General features: G+C 70.3%; 16 protein-coding genes. 13 read left to right on the plus strand and 3 right to left on the minus strand.

Going from position 1 to position 23,328, the window contains the following annotated elements; all coding sequences use genetic code 11:
- The 4 genes from HY703_12030 to HY703_12045 all read left to right on the plus strand — a co-directional run.
- A partial coding sequence (locus tag HY703_12030) for a hypothetical protein (GenBank protein ID MBI4545918.1) occupies nucleotides 1-1,424 on the plus strand: 1,424 nt, incomplete at its 5' end.
- 95 nt (nucleotides 1,425-1,519) lie between these two features.
- On the plus strand, nucleotides 1,520-2,776 hold the full coding sequence (locus tag HY703_12035) for a glycosyltransferase (GenBank protein MBI4545919.1): 1,257 nt from the start codon (nucleotides 1,520-1,522) through the stop codon (nucleotides 2,774-2,776).
- A gap of 111 nt (nucleotides 2,777-2,887) precedes the next feature.
- Nucleotides 2,888-3,727 carry a hypothetical protein gene (locus HY703_12040; protein ID MBI4545920.1) on the plus strand — a complete coding sequence of 280 codons (840 nt, stop codon included), beginning with the start codon at nucleotides 2,888-2,890 and terminating at the stop codon, nucleotides 3,725-3,727.
- Entirely contained in the window at nucleotides 3,724-5,313 is a 1,590-nt protein-coding gene (locus HY703_12045) for a sodium/solute symporter (GenBank protein MBI4545921.1), read from the plus strand. Before HY703_12040 ends, HY703_12045 begins: the two co-directional genes overlap by 4 nt.
- A 139-nt stretch (nucleotides 5,314-5,452) precedes the next feature.
- Here HY703_12045 and HY703_12050 read toward each other — a convergent pair whose 3' ends face one another.
- From HY703_12050 to HY703_12060, 3 genes are read right to left on the minus strand one after another with little or no spacing between them, the layout of a single operon-like run.
- Nucleotides 5,453-6,565, minus strand: coding sequence for a KamA family radical SAM protein (locus HY703_12050; protein ID MBI4545922.1), 1,113 nt, complete (start codon nucleotides 6,563-6,565; stop codon nucleotides 5,453-5,455).
- Nucleotides 6,507-8,237 carry a GNAT family N-acetyltransferase gene (locus HY703_12055; GenBank protein ID MBI4545923.1) on the minus strand — a complete coding sequence of 577 codons (1,731 nt, stop codon included), beginning with the start codon at nucleotides 8,235-8,237 and terminating at the stop codon, nucleotides 6,507-6,509. Before HY703_12055 ends, HY703_12050 begins: the two co-directional genes overlap by 59 nt.
- Nucleotides 8,234-9,316 (minus strand): D-alanine--D-alanine ligase, encoded by a 1,083-nt coding sequence (locus HY703_12060; protein ID MBI4545924.1) that lies wholly within the window; start codon nucleotides 9,314-9,316, stop codon nucleotides 8,234-8,236. The genes HY703_12055 and HY703_12060 overlap by 4 nt, the downstream gene beginning before the upstream one ends.
- A gap of 370 nt (nucleotides 9,317-9,686) precedes the next feature.
- Between HY703_12060 and aroB the strand changes: the two genes are divergently transcribed.
- The 9 genes from aroB to HY703_12105 all read left to right on the plus strand — a co-directional run.
- Entirely contained in the window at nucleotides 9,687-10,808 is a 1,122-nt protein-coding gene (gene aroB / locus HY703_12065; protein ID MBI4545925.1) for a 3-dehydroquinate synthase, read from the plus strand.
- A 232-nt stretch (nucleotides 10,809-11,040) separates the two neighbouring features.
- Complete coding sequence (locus HY703_12070; GenBank protein ID MBI4545926.1) at nucleotides 11,041-12,642, plus strand: AMP-binding protein; 1,602 nt, start codon at nucleotides 11,041-11,043, stop codon at nucleotides 12,640-12,642.
- 299 nt (nucleotides 12,643-12,941) lie between these two features.
- Nucleotides 12,942-14,984 carry an NYN domain-containing protein gene (locus tag HY703_12075; GenBank protein MBI4545927.1) on the plus strand — a complete coding sequence of 681 codons (2,043 nt, stop codon included), beginning with the start codon at nucleotides 12,942-12,944 and terminating at the stop codon, nucleotides 14,982-14,984.
- A complete protein-coding gene (locus tag HY703_12080) occupies nucleotides 14,981-15,583 on the plus strand; it encodes a DNA-3-methyladenine glycosylase (protein ID MBI4545928.1) in 603 nt (200 codons plus the stop codon). Before HY703_12075 ends, HY703_12080 begins: the two co-directional genes overlap by 4 nt.
- Nucleotides 15,584-15,824: 241 nt before the next feature.
- A complete protein-coding gene (locus HY703_12085; GenBank protein MBI4545929.1) occupies nucleotides 15,825-16,883 on the plus strand; it encodes an NAD-dependent epimerase/dehydratase family protein in 1,059 nt (352 codons plus the stop codon).
- A gap of 200 nt (nucleotides 16,884-17,083) precedes the next feature.
- Nucleotides 17,084-19,996, plus strand: a complete 2,913-nt coding sequence (locus HY703_12090; GenBank protein MBI4545930.1) for a carboxypeptidase regulatory-like domain-containing protein — start codon at nucleotides 17,084-17,086, stop codon at nucleotides 19,994-19,996.
- On the plus strand, nucleotides 19,993-21,195 hold the full coding sequence (locus HY703_12095) for a PD40 domain-containing protein (protein MBI4545931.1): 1,203 nt from the start codon (nucleotides 19,993-19,995) through the stop codon (nucleotides 21,193-21,195). Before HY703_12090 ends, HY703_12095 begins: the two co-directional genes overlap by 4 nt.
- A complete protein-coding gene (locus HY703_12100; GenBank protein MBI4545932.1) occupies nucleotides 21,192-22,379 on the plus strand; it encodes a PD40 domain-containing protein in 1,188 nt (395 codons plus the stop codon). The genes HY703_12095 and HY703_12100 overlap by 4 nt, the downstream gene beginning before the upstream one ends.
- The coding region (locus tag HY703_12105) for a hypothetical protein (GenBank protein ID MBI4545933.1) at nucleotides 22,346-23,328 on the plus strand (983 nt) is incomplete at its 3' end. The genes HY703_12100 and HY703_12105, both read left to right, overlap by 34 nt.

The raw sequence follows: 23,328 nt of genomic DNA on the forward strand, positions 1-23,328 counted from the left end.
GGCGCGGAAGCGGCGGACGACGCCTTGCTCCTCCGCAGGCGCGCCGGGTTGCCCTCCTGTTCCTCGTCCTCTGCCCGCTGGGCACGGGCGCATGCCGTGGTCAGAACCGGGAGGACCTGGAACTGCGCGCGGCCGTGGATTCGTTGCTCCCGCGCCTCGAGTCGCTGGCCGGCCTGCGTGCCCGCCGGGCGGTGGGCGTCGCGCGCCGCAGCCGCGCCGAGCTGCGGCGCTACGTACTCGCCCAGCTCGCCAGGGAGCTGCCGCCGGCAGAGGCGGAAGGCATCGAAGCCACCTACCGCGCCCTGGGCCTCTTCCCGGACACGCTGGATCTGCGGCGGCTACTGCTGGAGCTGTATACGGAGCAGGTGATGGGCTACTACGATCCCGAGACGGACACGCTCTACATCATGCAGGGTGTGCCCCGGGATGTGCTCGAACCGGTGCTGGCCCACGAGCTGGTGCACGCGCTTCAGGACCAGTACGTGGACCTGGACTCGCTGGTCTCGCGCAGGCGCGGCAATGACCGCCAGCTCGCGGCGCAGGCGGCCATCGAGGGGCAGGCGACGCTGGTCATGTTCGGTCTGCTGGCCGAGCGCATGGCCGGCCAACCGATAGACCTCGCCGCCCTGCCCGATCTCGGCCCGCAGCTCCGCCCCGGCCTCGAGGCGCAAAACCGGCAGTTCCCCGTCTTCCAGTCGGCCCCGCGCATCATCCGCGAAACGCTGCTCTTCCCCTACCTGGGCGGCGCCGGCTTCGTGCAGGCGCTCTGGCGCCACGCCGCTGCTCGCGGCCCTGCCGATGCCGCCGCAGGGGAGGCGGCCCGGTCGCCGCCGCCCGCCCCGTTTGGCTCCCTGCTCCCCCTGTCCACCGAGCAGGTGCTCCACGCGGAAACGCACTTCCTGCAGAGCCGCGACGCGCCCACCGAGCTGCGCTTCTCGCCGGGCCGGTCAGGCTCCGCTGCCGACGCGGCGACGCGGCGACGCGGCGACGCGGCGCTGGACGGCGAAGTCTCCGTGCCTCCCCGTCCCCGTGTCCTCCGCTCAGGGCAGGGTGGGGCAGGCTGGAAGGTGCTCTATGAGAACACGCTGGGCGAGCTCGAGATCTCGATCCTGCTCGAGGAGCACTTCGGGGAGGAAGCTGCCGCGCTGGCCCGCGGCTGGGATGGAGACCGCTACCTTCTGCTCGAAGGGCCGGGCGGCGCCCACGCCCTGGTCTGGTACTCCGTCTGGGATGACGCCGCAGCCGCCGAAGCCTTTGCCGACGCCTACCGCCGCATCCTCACCCAACGCTCGGCGCTGCGCCACGGCCGCGCCCAGCGCTCGACCGTCCAGGACCGGCCGGTTGTGCTCGTCCTGGACGCGCCCCGTCAGGTCCTTCTGGACAGCCTTCCAATCCCCTCGGTTGAATTGAAGAATGGGCCCTAACGCGCGCACTCCTCGCCGGTGAAGAACCACGCAACTCTTGCAAACCCGAGCCGGCGATGCAAGGCTAGCCAGGTTGGCTACCGGTGAGGTCTGAGATGCAGAAGTTCGATACCGCGTTGCGCGAATATGTGCTCCAGAAGATCGCCGAGATAGGCCAGGCGGACATCGTGGTTGGGCTGCCCACGCATAACAACGAGGAGACGGTGGTCGGCGTCATGACCAACGTATACCGCGGGCTGGAGATGTACTATCCCCAGCATCGTGCTGTGGTCTATGTCTCCGACGGCGGCTCCCTCGACTACACGCGTGAACTCGCCCAGAAGATGAAGTCGGCCGCCGTGCCCAAGATTGTCGCCATCTACCGCGGCGTGGGGGGCAAGGGGACTTCCTTGCGCGCGGTTTTCCAGGCGGCGGAACGTCTGGGCGCAAAGGCGGTGGCCGTCGTGGATGCGGACCTGCGCAGCATCACGCCCGAATGGATGCCGGCGCTCCTCGGGCCCGTGCTCTCCGAGGGCTACGACTTCGTCAGCCCCTACTACCTGCGCGACAAGTACGACGCCACCATCACGAACCATGTGGCCTACTCGTTTACCCGCGCCCTGTACGGCAAACGCGTGCGCCAGCCCATTGGCGGGGATTTCGGCTTCTCGCGCCGGATGGTCGAATACATCACTCACCAGGAAGTATGGGAGAGCGACGTCGCCAGGTTCGGCATCGATATCTGGCTCACCACCCTGGCCATCTGCGAGGGCTTCAAGGTCTGCGAAGCGCGACTGGGCGTCAAAGTGCATGATCCCAAGGATCCGGCCCTGGCACTGGGCCCCATGTTCCGCCACGTAGTGGGCAGCATGTTCGCTCTCATGGCTCGCTACGAGGCGGTGTGGCAGCGGGTTCGGGGCAGTCAGGCGGTCCCGCTCCTGGGCAGCCTGGACACCCTGAAGCCGGAGCCGGTGTCCGTTTCGCTGGAGCGGCTGTGGGCGAACTTCCAGTCTGGTTTCGAGCACTTCCGCTCGCTCTGGAGCGAGGTGCTGACCCCGGAAAGCTATGCCGCCGTCCAGGCCCTGGCGCAGCGAGATCTCGCCGCAGCCCGGCTCGAATACCGCGACTGGGCGCGCATCGTCTACGACTTCGCCTACACCTACAGCCGCTGGTCCCGCGACCGCTATAAGCTGGTGGAGACCATGACCCCCCTTTACTACGGGCGGGTGGCGGCGTTCGTCGCGGAGACGGCGGACATGACCACGGCCGAGGTGGAGGAGCGCGTGGTGGAGCGGCAGGCGGAGGTCTTCGAGGAGGAAAAGATCTACCTGCTCGAGCGATTTGCACAGTGGGACGCGATCACGCCGTCGTGAAGCCTTGGGCACCACGTCCGGCAGGCCCTCGTGTTGCCTGGCACCCTCTGGCGCCGTACGAGCCCGGGGCTGCCCTGGCTCCGGAGGCCATGACGGCGGACGGCAGCAAGAATGGGTGAGAAGACAGTATCACCGCGCCTGCTGATCTTCAGCGACCTGGACGGCTGCCTGCTCGATGCGGAGAGCTATGCTCTCGGCCCGGCAGAGCCCGTGTTACGAATGCTGCGCAGCCAGGGCATTCCCCTTGTTCTCTGTACCACCAAGACGCGCTCCGAGATAGTCGCGCTCTACTCCATGCTGGGCGGGCGGTACGTGACGGTGCTGGAGGATGGGGCCGGCATTCTGGTGCCGCCGGCTACGCTGCCCTGCCACCCATCTGGGGCGCGCATGACCCGCGAGGGCGCGTTCCTTTCGCTCAGCATCCCCTATTCTGCCGTCCGTCGTCATTTCGCGGCACTCCGCCGCCATATGCGCGGGGGAGTCGTGGGCTTCGGGGACCTGACGGTCCCGGAAGTGGCGCGGCTCACTCGCCTTCCGCTGTCAGCGGCCCGCCGGGCGCGACGCCGAGAATTTGATGAGCCTTTCTATTTCCTGAGGGAAGATCGGGAGCAGCAGCGGCGCGCCCGTCGCTTCGCTCGCGACCGGGGACTGCGCATCATGCACGGCGGCCGGCTCTTCCACCTGCACGGCAACACGGACAAGGGGGTGGGCGCCCGCCTGGTAAGGAGGATGATGGGCCAGGACGGTCGGCGCTGGAGGGTGGCCGCGCTCGGAGACGGCGCGCTGGACGCGCCCCTGCTGCGCATGGCAGACATCGCCGTGATCATCCCCGGCCTGGACGGCCGGCCCGATCCGGCGCTGCGCCGGCGGCTCCCCTGGGCCCGCGTGGCGGCGCTGCCCGGGCCCGCTGGCTGGGCTCAGGCCGTGCAAGAGATGCTGGGGAACGAGTGAACCTGCTCGACCTCGCGCTCCTGGGCATCTACCTGGCCACCGTTCTCGGGGCGAGTCTGATCTTCGCGCGCCGCCAGCGCTCGACCGATGATTATTACGTCGGCGGCCGGCGCCTCGCCTCCGGCTGGATTGCCCTCTCCATCCTGGCCACTCAGGTCAGCGCCATCAGCCTGCTCGGCGGTCCCGCCTTCGTCGCCCTGCAGCCGCAGGGCGGGCTCGTCTGGTTGCAGTACGAATTGGCCGTGCCGCTGGCCATGCTGGCGGCGCTGATGGTGCTGGTTCCTGTGCTGCGCCGCGCCCGCGTGGTCACGGTCTACGAGTACGTGGAGGCGCGCTTCGGCGGCGGCGCGCGCATGGCGCTGGCCCTCGTGTTCCTCCTGGCCCGCGGCCTGGCCACCGGCGTAGCGCTCTACGCCGTGGCACTCCCCCTCGCCCTCGCCTTCCATATCCCGCTGGCGGCGGCCATGATCGGGATCGGCGGGTTCGCCATCCTCTATACCACCATCGGCGGCATCAAGGCGGACGTGTTCTCCGACGCACTGCAGCTCGTTGTGCTGGTGGGCGTGATGATCGTACTGGTGGCGGAAGCCGCGGCCGGCCTGGGCGGGTGGCGGGCGGCGCTGGGAGCCCTGCCGGCCGAGCGGGCTCAGGTGCTGGTCTGGAGTGAGCACGGCCTGGGCGATGGCCAGACCTTCGCCCTCTGGCCCATGCTCATCGGCGGATTCTTCCTCTATCTATCCTATTACGGAGTGGATCAGAGCCAGGCGCAACGCTACCTGTCCACCGGCGACGTGCCCGCGGCACAGCGCGCGCTGCTCTGGAACGGCCTGTTCCGCTTCCCCGTCGCAGCCCTCTACTGCTTGCTGGGCCTGCTGCTCGCCGGCTGGCTGCAGGCGCGTCCCGAGTTCGCCGCCGCCGCCGCGCTGGACCGGCCGGACGCGCTGGTGCCGCGATTCGTGCTGGATTACGCGCCGGCCGGCGTGCGGGGTCTCTTCATCGCCGGCCTGCTCGCCGCCGCCATGTCTACTCTCGACTCCGCATACAACTCCCTCTCCGCCGTGACCCTGCGCGATGTGCTCGGCTGGCGGGAACAGAGCGCCGCGCGCCTCCGGGCGGCTCGCGCGCTTACCCTGCTCTGGGGCGTTGTGTGCACCGCCGCATCCTTCCTCTTCGCACGCTCGAGCCGCACGGTGATCGAAACGGTCAACCAGGTGGGTTCGCTCTTCTACGGGCCTATCCTGGCCCTTTTCATTCTGGGGATGCTGTTCCGCCGGCCTGGCGGGGTGGCTGCCCTGGGCGGACTGGTGGCGGGGCTGGCGGCTAACGCGGCGCTCTGGCGGCTTGCCCCGGGCGTCTCCTGGATGTGGTGGAACGCCATCGGCTTCGGGATCAGCCTGCTCGCCGGCCTGGCGCTGGGCACCTTGAGCAGGGCCGTGGCCGTACCTGCGGAGCTGCTATGGACGCCAACGCCCGCCCAATGGCAGCGCCCTCCCCTTCGCCGGGACTACGCCGCCTGGCTGCTCGTGCTGGCCTTCCTGGGCATCATGCTCGTGGCGTTGCTCGCGCCGATCGCGTTCCGCATTTGAGCAGCGACAACCCGACGCCCCGGCTGCGCGCCGCGAGTGTTCGCCTGCTCAGGCAGGGCGACCCAACCAGGGCCTCCACCCGGCCAGCCGGCGCTAACCGCCGCGCAGCCCCAGCCCCAGCCCCACCCTGGCCCTTGAGCTACACGTCCAGCAGCACCAGTTCGTCCAGGCGCTCCGAGCTGCACTTCGCCCGGGCCTGCCCGTCTCTCGGCAACGGGTAGCGGTACACCTCGCCCGCGTAGTTGCGCATCACGATCTCCTCGTCCGTCACGGACTCGACGTACTCCGGCAGCAGCGGGATCTTGCCGCCGCCGCCCGGCGCGTCGATCACGTAGTGGGGGACGCACAGCCCGCTGGTCCAGCCTCGCAGCGCGCGGATGATTTCGAGCCCCTTCTCGATGCTGGTGCGGAAGTGCTCGCCGCCGGCGACCACGTCCGCCTGGTAGATGTAGTAGGGTCGCACCCGCGCCTTCACCAGCTTATGCATCAGCTCCTTCATGATGGCGGGGTCGTCGTTCACGCCCTTGAGCAGCACGGTCTGGCAGCCCAGCGGCGCGCCCGCGTCGGCCAGCATGCCCAGCGCCTTCGTCGCCTCCGGCGTCAGCTCGGCCGGATCGTTGAAGTGCACATTGATGTAGACGGGGTGGTACTTGCGGATCACCTCGCAGAGCTGGGGCGTGATGCGCTGCGGCAGGTGACTGGGCATGCGCGTGTGGATGCGGAGGATCTCGAGGTGCGGGATCTCGCGCAGCGTCTTCAGGAAGTATTCGATCCGCCGGTCCGACAGCATGAACGGGTCGCCGCCCGACATGATGATGTCCCGCACCTCGGTGTGCGCGCGCAGGTAGGCGAACGCCGAGTCGAACTGATTCAGCGGAATCTTCTCCGGGTCGCCCACCTTGCGACGTCGGGTGCAGAAGCGGCAGTAGCTGGCGCACACGGGCGAGACCAGGAACAGCACGCGGTCGGGGTAGCGGTGCGTCAGGTTGGGTACGGGAGAGTCGGCGTCCTCGTCCAGCGAGTCGACGATGCCGTCCTCGACCACCAGTTCTTCCGCGGTGGGCACGTACTGCCGCCAGAAGGGGTCGCCCGGGTCGCGGATGGAGTCGAGCACGGCGGGCGTGATGCGGAGATTGAACTTGTCGATCGCCTTCTGGACCGCCTCCCGGTCGATGTTCTCTGCGCCGAAGCGCTCAACGAGCTCGTCGACGGTGGTAAGGCTCTGCTGCAGGATCTGTTGCCACGTTTCCATGGTTGCGCTTGCCCGATAGTGAGGGTTGCAGTCGCCTGGCGTAGATCACCCGATCATCGCCTTCTGCATAGAAATCCGGGACTCGTGCGACCTCGCGGTAGCCGCGCCGCGCGTAAAAGGCACGCGTGGGCTGATAGAGCGGCTGGGATGAGGTCTCGATGAGCACGAGCCGAGCATCCTCGCGGGCAAGCCTTCGTTCCACCTCCTGGAGCAGCAGGGTCCCGACCCCCGCGTGTTGCACTGCCGGCGCAACGGCGATCCAGTACAGATCCCAGGTGCCGGCCGTGCCAGGCGTGGGGCCGTAGCAGACGTAGCCGAGCAGGTCGCCGCCAGGGGTGAAGGCGCCCAGGGCGGTATAGTCCTGTCCGGGGTGATTGAAGAACGAATCCAGAACTTCCAATGCGATGTCGATTTCCTGGTCGCGGAAGAAACCGCTCTGGCTGAGGATCTCCGTGACCGCAGTGCGGTCACCCGGCCGGAGCGGCTCGATCTGGATTGGGGGTGCGACGTCGTCGACCGCGCCCCCGGCTCCCGCCCTAGCCCGACCGTTGCCGCCGCCGCTCCAGCCCGCGCCCTTTCCGTCCCGCGACACGGCCACACCAGCGCCGGGCGTGCCCTCGGCACTGCGTCGCGCGGGCGACGCCGCCGAAGGCAGTGCGCGCAGCGCTGTCAGCGCCTCGCGGCGCCGTTGCACGCCGGCCTCGGGGTGGTCCCGTTGCGCGGCCTGTACCACGCGGCTGATCAGCTCGGCATAGCTCCAGCCGCGGGCGCCGGCCATGCGCGTCAGGCCCGCAGTGGGCGAGAGATCGGGGTTCGGATTGACTTCCAGCACGTGCAGCCGGCCGGCACTGTCGGTGCGCAGATCGACTCGGCCGTAGCCCTGGCCCTCGATCATGCGCCAGGCAGCCCGTGCCAGCCGGATCGCTTCCTCCCGCGTGCGCCGGTCGAGCTGCGCCGGGCACTGTGGCACGGAGCCGCGGTCTTCCGCCGAGCCCGTGTCCCACTTCGCGCGATAGCAGAGCAGCGGCCAGTGGCCGGGTGGCATGCCCTCGAAGAGGATCTCGGCCACCGGCAACACCTCGTCGTCCACCAGGCCCACGTTGAACTCGCGGCCGCTCAGGAACTCCTGAACCACCGCTGCGCCGTATTGCCAGGCGCGCTCGAGTGCCGCTGCCAGCTCGGCCGCGTCCCGAACCACGGACTCCTGCGATATGCCAAGGGAGGCGTCCTCCCCCGCCGGCTTCACAATGGCCGGATAGCGCCGCCAGGGCGGGACAGCCTCGCCCGGGCCCACCAGCCTCCACGCGGGCACGGGAAGCCCCGCCCTTTCCAGCAACGCATTCACCCGGTCCTTGCGCCGGGCCAGCGCCAGCGTCTCGGCGCTGCTCCCCGTGAAGGGCAACCCCAGCAGCTCGAGGACACCAGCCGCGGGCGCTTCCAGCACGCTCGTTCCGCCCACCGCCTCGCACAGGTTGAAAACCAGTTGGACCGAGTCCTGCGCCAGCCGCGCCGCCCACTCCATGGTCCGCGCCCCCGCGGCAATCGTCACACTGGTATGAGTCAGCTCGGCCAGCGCCTGCTGCACACTATCCACCGCTTCCAGCACGCCCCGCTCGTCCGCAGTTGAGCCGAGGCGCGAGCGCACGTCGTCATAGAGGACCGCGATCCTCACGAGCGCATCCCGTAGCGCTCGAGCGCCAGCCGGAGCACCGTGCAGATCAGCTCGTTGTAGTCCATCCCCGCAGCGCGCGCAGCTTTCGGGAAGCACGAGTTCTGCGCCGGGTCCGGCAGGATCCCCGGCAGCGGATTGATCTCCAGGACCTGCGGCTCGCCGCGGGCGTCCAGCCGCAGGTCCACACGCGCCCAGTCGCGGCAGCCCAGGGCGCGGTACGCGGCCAGTGCCGTGGCCTCGATGCTCGCGGCCAGCTCCGCCTCGAGGGCAGCCGGACAAGCGAAGATCTCGAGCGGCGCCTGCGGCGTGTCCCACACCCACTTCGCCTCGTAGCCGTAGATAGGGGCGGCCTCAGCCGGCAGCGCGTCGAAGCGCAGCTCCACCAGCGGCAGCGCACGCGCTGCCGCTCCGTTGCCCAGCACCGCGCACGTGAACTCACGCCCGGGCAGGAACTCCTCGACCAGCGCGGGCTGCCCGTACTCCTCGAGGACTTCGGCCGCTCGCATCACTGCCGCCTCCGCGGTGCGGCAGAACGCGCGCTCAGGTACGCCCTTGCTCGAGCCCTCGTGCAGCGGCTTCACCATCACGGGCAGTTGCAGCCCGTTCAGCCACCCCGCCGCCCCGCGCCCCGCCGCCCATCCCGAGGGGTGGACCAGGAAGCGCGGCGTCGCAACCCCCTGCGCCAGCCAGACCTCTTTGGCGCGTTGCTTGTCCAGCGAGAGGGAGAGGGTCAGCGGGTCGCTGCCCGTATAGGGAACACCGTAGAACTCGCACATCGCCGGGACGTGCGATTCCCGGTTCGGGCCGTTCGACCCTTCGGCTATGTTGAAGACGATGTCCGGGCGGGCGTGGCGAAGCTTTAGAGGAAAGTCCTGGTCGGCCTCCAGCCGGATCACCTCACCCATCGGGCGGAGTGCCGATTCGACGGCGTCAATGGTGGCGGGGTCGTCCCACTCCGCGTAGCGGTCGGTGGGGGCAGCGGTTCGGGAGTCCGGTCCGCTACTGGGGGGCTCCCCGCTTGGAGGCTCTTCGTCCTCCGCTGGCTTTTGATTGTAGGCGAAGCCGATGCGCAGGTTCATTTCCCGGGGAGTTTACACCCCCTATGAAAAAGTGTGCACGCGCTGCACCACTCGATTGCTCCGGGATTCCATCAGCCGGAATGCTAAGCGCCCTGGTACACTGGCATGCGCCGCAAGTTCTCGCGCGTTCTCCACCTCGTTGGCTTACGGCATAAACCGGGCCGCGCCGCGCCGGGTCAGGCGCCGCACAAACGTAATGGAAGTGGCGAGCGGAGGGAAGAGTTTTGTTCGGGCAAATTTTTGGCGGGCAAGCAGGCGCGGACTGAGGCAGGCTCGTTCGGGGCCAAGGCACCATATGGCAGCGGCTTGCCCGGGCCGCCGGGTAGCCGCTAAATTTTTATATGAGAATGGAATACGGGAAAATTCCGGCGTGATCCGCCTGCACCTGCCGCAACCGCCCCAGCCCGCTCGGGGTTACGACGTCTGGCTCGGGCCCGGCGCGCTTGGTGAGCTTCCCAGCCTCTTGCCGGATGTGGCGCCCGCCGCCCGCTACGCCATCCTGGCCGACGCCAACGTGGCGCGGCTGCTGGCGCCCCGCGTGCGGGCTTCACTCGAAGCCGCCGGTCTGACCGCGGACCTGCTCGAGTTCCCGGCGGGCGAGGCGCACAAGACGCGGGCCACGTGGGCCGAGCTGACGGATGCGCTGCTGGCGCGAGGCATGGGCCGCGACGGTTGCATCATCGCGCTGGGCGGCGGCGTGACCGGCGACCTGGCCGGCTTCGTCGCGGCCACCTACATGCGCGGGATCCCCGTGGTGCAGGTTCCGACCACGCTGGTCGCCATGCTGGACGCAGCCATCGGCGGGAAAACGGGGGTGGATGCGCCGGGCGGCAAGAACCTGGTGGGCGCGTTTCACCAGCCGCGTGCCGTGCTGATCGATCCCGAGGTGCTCGCCACGCTGCCGGACATGGAGCTCCGGTCGGGGCTGGCTGAGGCCGTGAAGCATGGCGCCATTGCCGATGCCGACTACCTGCGCCGCACCGGCGAAGCTGCGCCGCGCCTGCTCGCCCGCGATGCGGCCGCGCTGGTCGAGCTGGTCCGCCGCTCCCTCGAGATCAAGGCCGACTTCGTGGCGCGGGATCCGCTCGAGTCCGGACCGCGCAAGGCGCTCAACTTCGGCCACACGCTCGGCCACGCGCTGGAAGCGCTTTCCGGATACGGACTCGCGCACGGCTACGCCGTGGCCGCGGGGATGGTGGCCGAGGCGGAGCTGGGTGAAGCGGCGGGGATCAGCCAGGCCGGCACGGCAGCCGCGCTCCGCCATGTGCTTGGGGCGCTCGGCCTGCCCGGCGGCTGGCCAACCGGCTTCGACCCGGCCGTCGCGGTGCGGCAGGCCAGGTTAGACAAGAAGGCGCGGCAAGCGCGTACGCGCTACACGCTGCTCGCCCGGCCGGGAGCCGTGGCCCGGGCGGCGGACGGCGACTGGAGCGTGCCGCTCGAGGATGCCTGGGTCGTGCAGGTGCTCGGGCGGTTGCGCGCCGGCTCGGCCTGAGAGCATTCCGCGGCCGGCGTCGCCTGGATCGGGGCAGGGAAGCCCGCTGGCATGGCCGGCAACTTGCATGGACCGGCGAGCCGCTTGCACCCCAGGGCGGCGAATGGGGTATCTCTAGATGAGATGGCCCTTTGACGGCTATGGGACAGGACGATATGTTTGCTCGGCTCGCACTGCCAGCCGCCCCGGCCCTGGGCCTGGGCGGCGCGTTGTAGCATATGGTGGAGGCGTGATGACCCCCGAGGAGCGCGCTCCAGGCCGGTCGGTCGCCCAGGCGCTCGAGGCGCGCGCAGCGGAGGCGCCGGATCGCCTCTTCCTGATCTACGGGGAGCGGCGGCTGACGTATGCCCAGGTCGAGGCTCGCGCCAGTGCGCTGGCCGCAGCGCTGCACGAGCTGGGCATCGAGCAGGGCGACCGCGTTGCCCTGGCGCTGCCCAACTGGCCGGAGTTCGTGGTTTCGATGTTCGCCGCGGCGAAGCTGGGGGCCATTATCGTGCCGCTCAATCCCCGCTTCACGGTAGCGGAGCTGCAGTACATGCTGCGGCACTCGGAGGCGGCGGCCGTGATCAGTGCGGAGACGTTCCACGGCACCGACTATCTCGAGCTGTTCGAGGGGTTCCTGACCACGCTGCCCGACCTGCAGTACCTGATCACGGTGGGCGAGGCGGAGCTCTGGTATGACGACCGCATCTACCAGTTCGAGGACCTGCTCTCGAGCGGCGCGGGACGCAGCGTGCCGGCGGTGGCAGTGGACCCGGCCGAGGACCTGTTCGCCATCCTGTACACGTCCGGGACCATGGGCAAGCCGAAGGGTGTGGCGCTGACGCATCGCAACGTGCTGCTCACGGCGGCGCAGACGGTAGAGGCGATCGGGCTCGTGCCCGAGGACGTCGTCTTTGGCGTGACGACGGTGTTCCACGTGTTCGGCCTCGGTCCCGGTATCCTGGGAACCTTGACGGCCGGCGCCGTGCTCGTCCTGCAGGAGCAGTTTCAGCCGGCGGAGGCCCTGGACCTGATCGAGCAGCACGGCGTCACCGTGCATTACGGCGTGCCCACGGTATTCATCACGGAGCTGCGCGAGCCCGGGCGGCCGAGCCGCCGGCTCTCCTCGCTGCGGGCCGGGGTCGTGGCGGGCGCGCCGGTCAGCGATGAACTGGTGCAGCGCATCCGCGTCGAGCTCTGCCCGAACCTGCTGGTGGCCTATTCGCTGACCGAGACCGCCTCGACGGTGGCCATAACGCGGCCGGGGGATCCGGAACCCAAGCAGATCTTCACCGTCGGCCGCCCGCTGCCCGGGACCGAGGTTCGAGTGCTGGACCTGGACGGCACGGTATTGCCGGCGGAGAGCCTGGGCGAGATCGCGGTGAGAGGGCCGGGCGTGATGAAGGGGTATTACCGCCAGCCGGGTGAAACGGCGCAGGCCTTCGACGCCGATGGCTACTTCATGACCGGCGATCTCGGCATTGTGGATGAGGAGGGCTTCGTCCACATCGTGGGGCGGCGCAAGGAGCTGATTATTCGCGGCGGGTTCAACGTCTATCCGCGCGAGGTCGAAGATCGGCTGCACGCGCACCCGGCTGTGCTGGACGTGGCCGTTGTCGGCCTGCCGCATGAGGTGCTGGGCGAGGCCGTTTGCGCCTGTGTCGTGCCCGTCGAGGGCGCGATCATAACGGGCGAGGAAATCAAAGAGTGGTGTCGGGGCGCACTGGCGGATTACAAGATTCCGGACCTGGTGCGCTTCTTCGATTCATTCCCGCTCACGGGGAGCGGGAAGGTCCGGCGGGTCGAGCTCGCGCGCATGGTGAGCGCCGAGGAATCGAGCCGTCGGCCCTAGTAGTCGAGTTCACAAGTATGGTGACTAATGCCGCGGTATTTGTGAATTCGGCCGCTGGGTGGAAGGCGAGACTCCTTGACTCGTCTCGCGTACCGCCCGGGTACTGCCCGACGGACGGGGGACGGGGAAAGCGGGAGACGCGGAGATGGGGAGACGACCGAACAGGCGTCGCCTCTCCCTCCGTTCCCCTGGTTCCCCTCCCCTGCTCGGGGGGTGGCGTGGTGTGGGTAGTGCCCGGTCCGTCGCGGAGAGGGGAAGGGGCCTCGCGCTAGGTTGAAACTTTGAACTACGCGAGGAAAATGGCTGCACAGTTTTCGCAGGCCCCCCACCAGGGGCGCCCGGCGGTGGCGGTGCATACTGCACCGAACGCTGCACTCCTCATTGACTTTGACAACGTCACCATGGGGATCCGCAGCGATCTCTCGAAGGAGCTCAAGAATCTCCTCAACAGCGACATCATCAAGGGGAAGGTAGCGGTCCAGCGGGCGTACGCGGATTGGCGGCGCTATCCGCAATACATTGTGCCGCTGGCGGAGGCGTCGGTCGACCTGATCTTCGCGCCCGCGTACGGCAGTTCCCGCAAGAACGCGACGGACATCCGGCTCGCCATTGACGCGCTCGAGCTGGTCTTTACTCGCCCCGAGATCGGCACCTACATCCTCCTCTCTGGCGACTCCGATTTCAGCAGCCTGGTTCTGAAGCTGAAGGAGTACGGCAAGTACGTGATCGGCGTGGGCATTCGCGAGTCCAGTTCAGATCTGCTGGTGCAGAACTGCGACGAGTACTACTCGTACTCGGCACTGACGGGGCTGACGCGGGCGGCTGACGAGGACACCATGGCGGAGGACCCCTGGGTGCTGGCCGGGCGGGCCGCGCGCCGCATGGTCGAGCAGGGCGACGTCATGCGCTCGGACCGCCTGAAGCAGGTGATGCTCGAGCTGGATCCCAACTTCAACGAGCGGGAGCTGGGCTTTAGCCGGTTCAACCGGTTCCTGGCCGAGGCGACGGCGAAGGGGGTCCTTCGGCTGAAGAAGCTGGAGAACGGCCAGTATGAGGTCGGCCCGCCGGACGCCGGGGAGCCGGAAGCGCCGCCCGTGCGCGTGCCGGAAGCGCGTCCGGCGCCAGCGCGCGCGGAGGGGCGCAGGGTGCGGGGTGGGGAGGCACGGCGCCCCGCAGCGGTAGCGCCGGCCGTCGTTCCCGAGCCGGCGGCCGCTTCCAGGCCGGCCGACCTGCGGGCGTCCTACGAGCTGCTGCGCCGCGCCCTGGCCGACCTGGCCGGGGACCCGTCGGCCGGGGTCCGGGACTCCGATGCCAAGCGGCGGATGCTCGAGCTTTCGCCTGGCTGGGACGAGTCGACGCTGGGCTTCGGCAAGTTCAGCCGCTTCCTGCGCCAGGCGCACGACGCCGAGGTGATCGACGTGCAGAAGGCGGAGAACGGCACCTACCGCGTCTTCCAGCCGGCGGCAGAGCCGCGGCGAGCCAAGCCCGAGCCGCGGGAGCGCCGCGTTGCGCCCCGACGGCCCGCGCAGGTGGCGGCGGCGCCTGCGGCGGCCGCAGCCACAGAGCCGCTGGCTCCTGCGATCGAACACCCGGCCGCGCCCGGCGCGCTGCCTGACGAGCAGGTGCAAACGGAGGAGCCGACCGCGACCGCGCCCGCGGCGCTGCCTGCTGGCCCGGAGCCTGCCGCCGCCCAGGCCGCGGCGGAACCGCGGCCCACGGCGCCGCCAGCGCCGCCTCGCGTTTCGGCTGCCGTGCCTTCCCACCCGCCCGTCAAGGCACTGGGCTTCCGGCGCGGGACACGCGGCCGGCCGAGCACGCCGGCGGCGCCGCCGCCCCTGCTGCCCGGCCAGACCGTGCCCGTGCAGGATACGGATGTCGTGGCGGCCCCACCGAATACCTCAGCGGCGCACGCCCCTGCGCCGCGCGCCCAGGAACCTGACTTGCCCGAGGAGCTGGGCCTGCCGAGGGAGCCGGAAAAGATCGTCCGCTACATCGCCCACCGCTATAAGGGCGTGGGGAAGAAGAGTGCGGAGACCCTGGTTGATGCATTCGGCACGGACGTCTTCCGCGTGCTCGGCAGCGAGCCGGACCGGGTTCGCGCAGCGCTTGGAGACGGCCGGCGAGCCGATGCCTTGCTCGAGGCCTGGCGCCTCGACCACGAGCGCCGCACCGCGCAGCGCGCCGGCAGCAGCCCGACTCAGGGGACTCTCGACCTTGGCCCCGTCGGCGGCGAGCGCGCCGACCTAGCGCCCGGCCAACAGCCGAGCGCCGTCCGCCCGCGCGGCAGCCGGCGCAGCGGACGGGCCCGGTCCAGAAAGGCTGCGGCGCCCGGCGGCAGTTGACCGGGTGCCACACCTTCGGCGAGCCGCTGCCGCCCGAGTTCTACGCCCGGCCGGCGGAGCTCGTCGCCCGCGAGCTGCTGGGCGCCGTCCTCGTGTCCAGCCTGGGCGGCCAGCTTACTGCCGGCCGGATCGTCGAAGCGGAAGCCTATGTCGGCCCGCATGACGCCGCCTCCCATGCCGCCCAGCACATCGGCCGCACGCGCCGCAACGACTCCATGTTCGGCCCGCCCGGCATTGCCTACATCTATCGCATCTATGGCCTCCACTGGTGTCTCAATACCGTGACCGGGGACGTCGGATACCCCGCCGCCGTCCTGGTCCGCGCCCTCGAGCCGCTCGCCGGCATGGAAACCATGCGCCAGCGCCGCTCCCTGCGCCCCGACCGCGAACTGGCCAGCGGCCCCGCCCGCCTCGCCGAGGCCCTCGCCATTAGCGGCCAGCTCGACGGACACCCGCTGCAGCAACCGCCCCTGCTCATCACCACAGGCCAGCCGCTGCCCGACGCCAGCATCAGCCGCGGACCGCGCGTCGGCGTGACCCGCGCCGCCGACTGGCCGCTCCGCTTCTTCGTGCTGGGCAGCCCCTGGGTATCGCGCTAAGTGGTCGAATCCGCAAATACGGCCGCATTCGGCCGCCGATCCTCTAGCCGCGAGAATTTCCTGGAATTGGCACAAAAGTTCCCCCGCGTCGGTAGGCGTGGGGGAATGCGTTTTGGGGAAAAGGACGCTCTGGCGCGGAGATCCGGGGGTGCAGGGCATGGCATGGAGCTTGACCCCCATCCGCCGGCGTGTGGCAGTGTGGAATTTGGGGAGCAGTCGATCTGTTGAGAATGGTAGAGAAATGCCGGACCTGGTGTTAATAACGGGCGGGGCTGGGTTCATCGGAAGTCATCTCGCGGATGCGCTGCTGCGCCGCGGTGAGCGGGTGGTGGTGGTGGACAATCTTTGCCGGCGTGGTTCCGAGCACAACCTGCGCTGGCTGGTTGCGCGGCACTCCAAGCGGCTGCAAGTCGAGGTGGTGGATGTGCGGGATTCGCGGGGCGTGCAGCGGCTGATCGAGCGGGTGGGGACGGTCTACCACCTGGCGGGTCAGCATCCCGGCCCTTCGCGGCTTGCGGAGCCGGCCCACGACTTCAGGGTGAACGTAGAGGGTACGCGCAACGTCCTGGAGTCGGCGGGGCGGATGGGCGATCCCCCGGCGATTGTGTTTGCCTCCACGAGCGAGGTATACGGCGAGCTGGTGGGCCGGGCCGTGGCGGAGGAGGGGGGCCGGTACGTTCTGGGTGGCGGCCAGGGCAGCGTCTCCGAAGACCAGCCTCTGGACTACTCTTCGCTTCATGGCTATGCCAAGGCCTCGGCGGAGGCATGCCTCGAGGAGCTTGCTCGCCGGCATAAGCTGGCCACCTGCGTGGTCCGCATGAGTTGCGTCTACGGCCCGCGGCAGCTCGGAAACGAGGACCAGGGCTGGCTCGCCTCGCTGGCGTGTGCGGCACTGGCAGGCCAGCCGGTTACGCTCTACGGCGATGGCCGGGACGTTCGTGACCTGCTCTACATTGATGACGCCGTCGAGGCACTGATCCGGACGGCTCGCGCAGCGCGGGAGCGGCCGGGCCGCACGTACAATCTGGGCGGCGGGCCCTCCCAAGCCGTTTCCATGTTCGAGCTGCTCGAGTGGTTTGAGCAGGATTTGGGCCGACCGATTCAGCGGGTATTCCACCCGCGCCGCCCCGGCGAGCCCCGGGTCTACGTTACGGACCTCACGCGTATTACGCGCGAGCTGGGCTGGTGGCCGGCGGTGCCGAGGGAGCTGGGTCTGCCGCGCCTGGTCGCCTGGCTGCGGACGGGCCCGGCGGGGATCCCGCACCGGCTCGCGGACGCTCGCCAGCCGCTTCCCGCCTGACCACAGGGCTGGAACAACTGGAACCACTCGATCACTAGCCTGCACCGCGGCCTCGACGTATCTTGGCCGCGTGGGGCGGGCATTTCCGCACCTTCGGGTCGGCCGCGGCAGCCGCTGCGGCGCACGTCCGCTCCCTCCACGGCATCCTCGTCGTGTGTGCTCCTCCGCAACCTCGAGACGGGACAGGGTAGACCTCGCGAATGCCGGCATTTCTGTGCAGTGGCCCGTCGGCCGTGGGCGCGTCGGAACGTGGCGTAGTGCTGCGGCGCGGTGTGCTGATCGGCCTCTGCCTGCTGGCACTGCCGGCGGCGGGGCGCGCGCAGACCACGGGCACGATCATCGGGCGGGTCAGGGATGCCGGTTCGCGCGAGCCGCTGGCGGGCGCGCGCGTCGCGGTCCCGCACCTGGGCCTGGGTGCGCTCACGGCGGCGGACGGGCGTTTCGTGCTGGCCGCGGTGCCGGCCGGGCAGCGCGAGCTGCAGGTCGAGCTGCTGGGCTACCAGACGGTGGTAGTCGAGGCCGTGCAGATCCGCCCCGGTCGCGTCGCGGAAGTCGAGGTCGAGCTCCACATTGCCGCGCTCGAGGTGGAGGGCGTCACGGTCGAGGCGCAGCGGATCCGGCTGATCGAGCCGGAAATCAGCCTGACGCACCAGGTCGTCGCCGGGCGCGAGCTGCGCGAGCTGCCCGTGGACCGGATCCAGGAGGCGATCGAGCTGGCGCCCGGCGTCTCGGACGGCCATTTCCGGGGCGGGCGGATCGGGCAGGAGTCGTATCTGGTGGACGGCCTGGAAGTCAAGAATCCGGTCGAATCATCCAGCCAGGGCGCGGCTCTCGAGCTGTCACCCACGGCGCTCGAGGAGGTCGAGGTGATCACCGGCGGGTTCGGCGCTGCCTACGGCTCGGCGTTGTCGGGCGTGGTGAGCTACGTCACCCGACGGGGCGATCCCGAGCACTGGCGGGGCGCCGCATCCTTCCTCACGGACCACTGGGCGCCGGCTTCGCTGCTGCGCGGCTTTGCCGGCGTCTCGGCCAGCGCGGGCGGGCCGGTGCCGTTTCTCGGCTCCGGATCGACCCTCTTCCTCGACGTCCTGCTCCAGGGCCAACTCGACGCGGAGCCGCGCGCCCGCGGACTGACCTGCCTCAGGCCAGAGGATGCGGAGCCGGACCTTGCTGCGGAGATCCAGTCTCTGGCCGGGGACGCGGTGTTCAGCCGCCTCTACTGCCCCTACAGCTCGGCCATGCTGCCACACCAGCGGGGCGAGAAGCTGCTGGGGTTTGCGCGGCTGGACCGGCCGCTGGGCGCCGGCGCGACGCTGGCCGCCACCTATCTCACCAACCGCCGGCAGCGCCAGCTCTACACGCCGGAGTTCAAGTACAACGCCCTGTACCAGCTTGGCCAGCGTACGGAAGGCCAGCTTGCCACCCTGACGCTGGACTGGACGCGGCACGGCCAGGGGCGCGCGTACCACGGCACGGCGCGCGTGGCCGCCATGCGGCTCGAGCGCTATCTGGGGGTCGTCGACCCCTGGACGTTCGGCGAACGCTGGCAGGTGGGCGGCATGGGCTGGGCGGACTACCGCTTCCTGGGCTCGAGCTTTGTGCGCCAGCCGTTGAACGAGCAGCTTGCCGCAGGTGTTGCCGTGCCGGGGTACGCGGCGCCGGGCGGGTCCACCGGCTCGCCGTACGGGCCGGCGGGCGTGGGGATCTTCTTCACCGAAGGCACGCCGGACATGGCGAGCTGGACGCGCTCGGAGTTCCTGGCCGGGGACTTGGCGGGCGAGCTGGTCACGGCCGCCGGGCACCTGCTGCGCGGAGGCGGCTCGGCCAGGTTCCATCGGGTCGAGAGCTACGAGCGGGTGCTGGCCTACCTGGCGGGCTCCGCCCCGAATTACGCCCGCTTTTATCCGGCCAGCGTGACGGGCTTTGTCGAGACACAGCTCCAGGCGGCGGATGACGTGATCCTGCATTTCGGCGCGCGCCTCGAGGGCTTCCGCTCCGGTCTCCAGTTCGTGCGCGACCGCGGCAACTTCCTCGCGCCGGTCGCCGAGACGGAGTGGAGGCTGAGCTTCATGCCTCGAATCGGCGTCTCCTTGCCGGTGCCCGGGAGCGCCGGCCGCATGTCCTTCCGCTTCAACTACGGACGCGTAGCCCAGCCGCCGGACTTCCGCTTCTTCCTGGACACCGCGGTAGGCGACTCGCTGCGCACGGACATCCGCCGCCAGGGCAACCCCGAGCTGGGCTTCGAGCGGGGCTCCGCCTACGAGCTGGGGCTGACCCGGCTGCTGGGTGAGGGAGTGGCGCTCAGTCTGACGGCGTTCCGCAAGGAGCTGACCAACCTGGTCACGGGCAGCCTGCAGTTCTCGGGGTATGCAGCCGGGCAGTTCACCACGGGCGATTTCGGCACGGTGCAGGGCCTCGAGCTGAGTGTGCGGGGCGGCTGGCCGGTGCTGCGGCTCCAGGCCGCATACGCCCTGCAGAAGGCGACGGGCGTGACCTCGACGGCGCTGAGCGACTCGATTGCCGCGCCGGACGAGAGGCGCCTCGAGTTCCCGCTCGCCTTTGACCGCCGTCACGTGGCAGACGTCGCCCTGTTCGCCGGACGCGCGGCAGGCGGGGAACGCTGGCGCTGGGCCGGCTCCATGATCGCCTCGCTCAAGAGCGGCTTCCCGCTGGAGCGCCGCGTGGCCGGCGGCGAGCCGGCCGAATCAGCGGCCAGGCCGACCTACCTTCCCTGGACCGCCGCCGTGGACCTGCGCCTCAGCCGTGAGCTGGGCGCGCTCCCCGGCTGCGGCGGCTGTGCCTGGCGCGTCGTCGCCGACGGCCGCAACATCCTGGGGCGCGAGAACGTCATCGCGCTGCGTCGCGACACGGGCGGACTCGCGCCCTCGCTCGAGCGGGTGCGCGAGACCGCGGCCGGCCTGCCGCCGGATCAGGAGCCGATCCCCCGGGAATCGCCGCGCTACAGCCAGATCATCGACCTGAATCAGGACGGCCTGATCACGCCTGCGGAGCTGGCCATCGCGCGCTTGGCCGCGGCGCTGGACCGGCACGACCCTTCCCTCTTCTTTGGCGCGCCGCGCCAGGTGCGGCTCGGCTTCGAGGTGTCGTTTTGAGCCGCGCCCGCTGGCTCGACAGCGGCGCGCTCCGGCTGGCCGCGCTGCTGGCGGCGCTCGCTGCCGCCTGCCGCGAGGCGCCCGCACCCTTCGACGCGCCCGACCGGATCGCAGAAGGCGAGCAGCCGCTGGCGCGGCTGAGCTACAGCCTGAAGGACGACCGCGCCCCCGTGTGGGCGCCGGGCGGCGACTCCGTGTACTATGCGGCCGAGGGATTCGACCCGCTGCCACGCACCCGCGGCGTGCTGGTGGGCATCCCGCGCCTCGGCGGCACTGCCGATCCCGTGCTGCCCGACGTGCAGCACCCTCGCGCCACGCTCTGGCTCACCACCCCGGCCGTAGCGCCGGCCGGCGACCGCATCGCCTACGCAGAGGTCTCGTTCCTCTGGCACCCGGTGCTGTGCCCCGGCGCTCTGCGCTGCTCCTCCGGCGATACCGTCGCGCTCGTGCCGCCCCTGGCCGAGGCGACGCTGCGTGTCCGCCGGTTCGGCGAGACGCGGCCGCCGGAGCAGGATCCCGGGCTGAGCGTGAGGTTCGCCGGCCGCTTCTATGACGGCGACGCCGAAGTCTACCGCACGCGCTTCCACCCCTTCCAGCGGCTGTTCGTGGACGAGCGGGCCCTGGTCTTCCGCCCGAGCTGGGCGCCGGACGGCCGGCGTCTCGTATACAGCGACGGGCTGCGCCTGCTGGTCTGGACCGTCGGGTCGGAGCCGCCCGTCCCCGTGCCCGGCACCGAGGACGGCGTCTCCGCCGCCTGGAGCCCGGACGGCTCCTGGATCGCCTACTCCCGCCTCGAGCGGGCCGATTCCACGAAAGGCACCTGCGTGTATCTCGGGGCGCTGGGGACTATCTGCGTCGACCAGCGCACCGAGTACCGCCTCGGCCGGCGGCTGCTAACATTGGTGCGGCCGGACGGCAGGGAACGGAGGGAGCTCGGGACGGGAGAAGAACCGGCCTGGGCGCCCGACGGCCAGACCCTCTACTTCCGCCGGGACAACCGGATCTGGCGCATCCGGCTGGACGGGAGCGGCGCGCAGCCGGTCGCGCAGACCGAGGGCGGCCGCGAGCCCGCCGTCTCGCCCGACGGCCGTTACCTGGCGTTTGCCCGGCGCGTGGCCCCCGCCAACCACGACGTATGGGTGCTGTCCCTGGCCGCGCCTCAGCCGGCAGCCCGCGCCGTGATCGAGGTCGGGTCTTGAGCCGCACTCACCACCCTCGCCGCCGGGCCTATGCGCTGGCGACGGCCGCCGTCGCCCTGGCCGCAGGCTGCCGCGAGGCGCCCGCGCCTTTTGACACGCCCGACCGCTTCGCGGATCGCGAGCAGACGCTGCGAAGGATCACGTACAGCGTTCGGGATGACCGCGCCCCCACGTGGCGCGGCAAGGACTCGGTGTACTACTCTGCCGGGGAGCTGGACCCGCTGGCCCGCACGCGCGGCCTGCTCGCGGCGCTCCCGCGCGCCGGCGGCACGATCAGCCCCGTGCTGCCACAAATACAGCAGCCGGGCAGCACGGTCTGGTTCACGGCCCCGGCGGTCGCGCCGGGCGGCGACCGCATAGCCTACGTCGAGGTGTCCTTCCTCTGGCACCCACGGCTCTGCCTGGGCCTGCTCTTCTGTTCTTCCGGCGACAGCATCTCGCCCCTGCCGCCCCTGGGCGAGGTCATCGTGCGCGTCCGGCGCTTTGGTGAGGACCGGCCGATCGAGCAGGATCCTGAGCTCGGCCTCAAGTTCGCCGGCCGCTTCTTTGACGAGAGCCAGAGCATGTTCGGCGCACAGGGTGTCTTCATCGTCCGGTTCCACCCCTTCCAGCGCCTGTTCGAGGATGAGAAGGCGCTGCTATTTCGGCCGAGCTGGGCGCCGGACGGCCGGCGCGTGGTTACCAGCGACGGCTTGCGCCTCCTGGTCTGGACACTGGACCAGCCCCAGCCCATGGTGATCCCGGGTACCGAGGATGGGATCTGGCCCGCCTGGAGCCCCGACGGCGCCTGGATCGCCTTCACCCGCCTCGAGCGCGCCGATTCCATGACCAGCATCTGCCGCTACCAGGGCGACCTGGCCGTGCTGTGCGTCGAACGGCGCACTGTTTATAGCGTCGGGCGCCGCATGCTGACGCTCGTGCGACCGGACGGCAGGGATCGCAAAGAGCTGGGGCCAGGCGAGGAGCCGGCCTGGGCGCCGGACGGCCGCACCCTGTATTTCCGGCGTGGCCAGGCGATCTGGAAGAGCGACGCGGATGGGGCCGCAGCCGCGCCCATTCCCGAAACCGAGGGCGGCCGCGAGCCCGCCGTCTCGCCCGACGGCCGCTACCTGGCGTTTGCCCGCCGCGTAGCCCCCGGCAACCACGACGTATGGGTCCTCGCCCTCTCGCCCGGTTCGCGCTAGCCGCCCTCGGCCTGGCCGCGGCCGCCGGCTGCGGTGATCCCGTCGTGGTGCTGGGGGACCTGCCCGGAATCCTGCGCATCGTCGCCGGCATCCCCAACTCGCCGGGGATCGCGCTGGACTCGCTGGCCACGCGCAGCCAGCTCGACGCGCCGCAGGGCGTGGCAGCGTCGAGCGACGGCGTGCTCTATGTCGCGAGCCCGCGCCGCCAGCGCATTGTTGCCATCCAGCCCAATGGCCGGCTCGAGCTGCTGGCCGATCACCAGGAGTGCCAGGGTGCGCTGTGCATGGTTCGCCCCGAGGCGCTGGCGCTGGACAGCCGCGGCGGACTCCTGGTCGCCGACCCCAGGGCCAATCGCGTCTTCCGCATCGATCTCGCGACGCGCGCCGTGGGCGTCGTGGCTGGGACAGGCGTCGAGGCCTCGGCGCCTGACGGCACAGCCGCTCGTCAGGCGTCGCTCTCCCGGCCGGCCGGCGTGCTGGTGGATGGCGAGGGCCGCATCTACGTTTCGGAACTGACCGGCGACCGCGTGCGCACTATCGAGCCCGACGGCACACTGCGCACCGTGGCTGGCTCCGGAAGCCGCGGCTCGAGCGGCGACGGCGGGCCGGCGCAGTTCGCCAGGCTCGCGCTGCCCGCTGGCCTCGCGCTCGGCGGAGGCCTGCTCTACATCGTGGACAGCGCCAACCAGCGGGTGCGCGCGGTCGAGCTCGCCAGCGGCGTGATCAAGAGCGTCGCGGGCACGGGGATCCGGGGCTTTGCCGGGGATGGCGGGCCGGCTACGGAGGCACTGCTGCAGGATCCGCAGGGCGTCGCCGTCTCGCCCGACGGGCGCACGCTCTTCATCGCGGATGCGGGGAACCACCGAGTGCGCACGGTCAACCTGGCGACGGGGCTTATCGCGACCTTCGCGGGCACCGGAGACGAAGCCTTCACCGGCGACCGCGGCCC

Source organism: Gemmatimonadota bacterium (genome assembly GCA_016209965.1).
GTDB lineage: Bacteria > Gemmatimonadota > Gemmatimonadetes > Longimicrobiales > RSA9 > JACQVE01.

Coding starts and splice junctions, on each gene's coding strand:
- HY703_12085 (MBI4545929.1), top strand. CDS start 15,825: ATGCCGGACCTGGTGTTAATAACGGGCGGGGCTGGGTTCATCGGAAGT.
- HY703_12090 (MBI4545930.1), top strand. CDS start 17,084: ATGCCGGCATTTCTGTGCAGTGGCCCGTCGGCCGTGGGCGCGTCGGAA.
- HY703_12040 (MBI4545920.1), top strand. CDS start 2,888: ATGGGTGAGAAGACAGTATCACCGCGCCTGCTGATCTTCAGCGACCTG.
- HY703_12050 (MBI4545922.1), bottom strand. CDS start 6,565: ATGGAAACGTGGCAACAGATCCTGCAGCAGAGCCTTACCACCGTCGAC.
- HY703_12060 (MBI4545924.1), bottom strand. CDS start 9,316: ATGAACCTGCGCATCGGCTTCGCCTACAATCAAAAGCCAGCGGAGGAC.
- HY703_12070 (MBI4545926.1), top strand. CDS start 11,041: ATGACCCCCGAGGAGCGCGCTCCAGGCCGGTCGGTCGCCCAGGCGCTC.
- HY703_12075 (MBI4545927.1), top strand. CDS start 12,942: ATGGCTGCACAGTTTTCGCAGGCCCCCCACCAGGGGCGCCCGGCGGTG.
- HY703_12035 (MBI4545919.1), top strand. CDS start 1,520: ATGCAGAAGTTCGATACCGCGTTGCGCGAATATGTGCTCCAGAAGATC.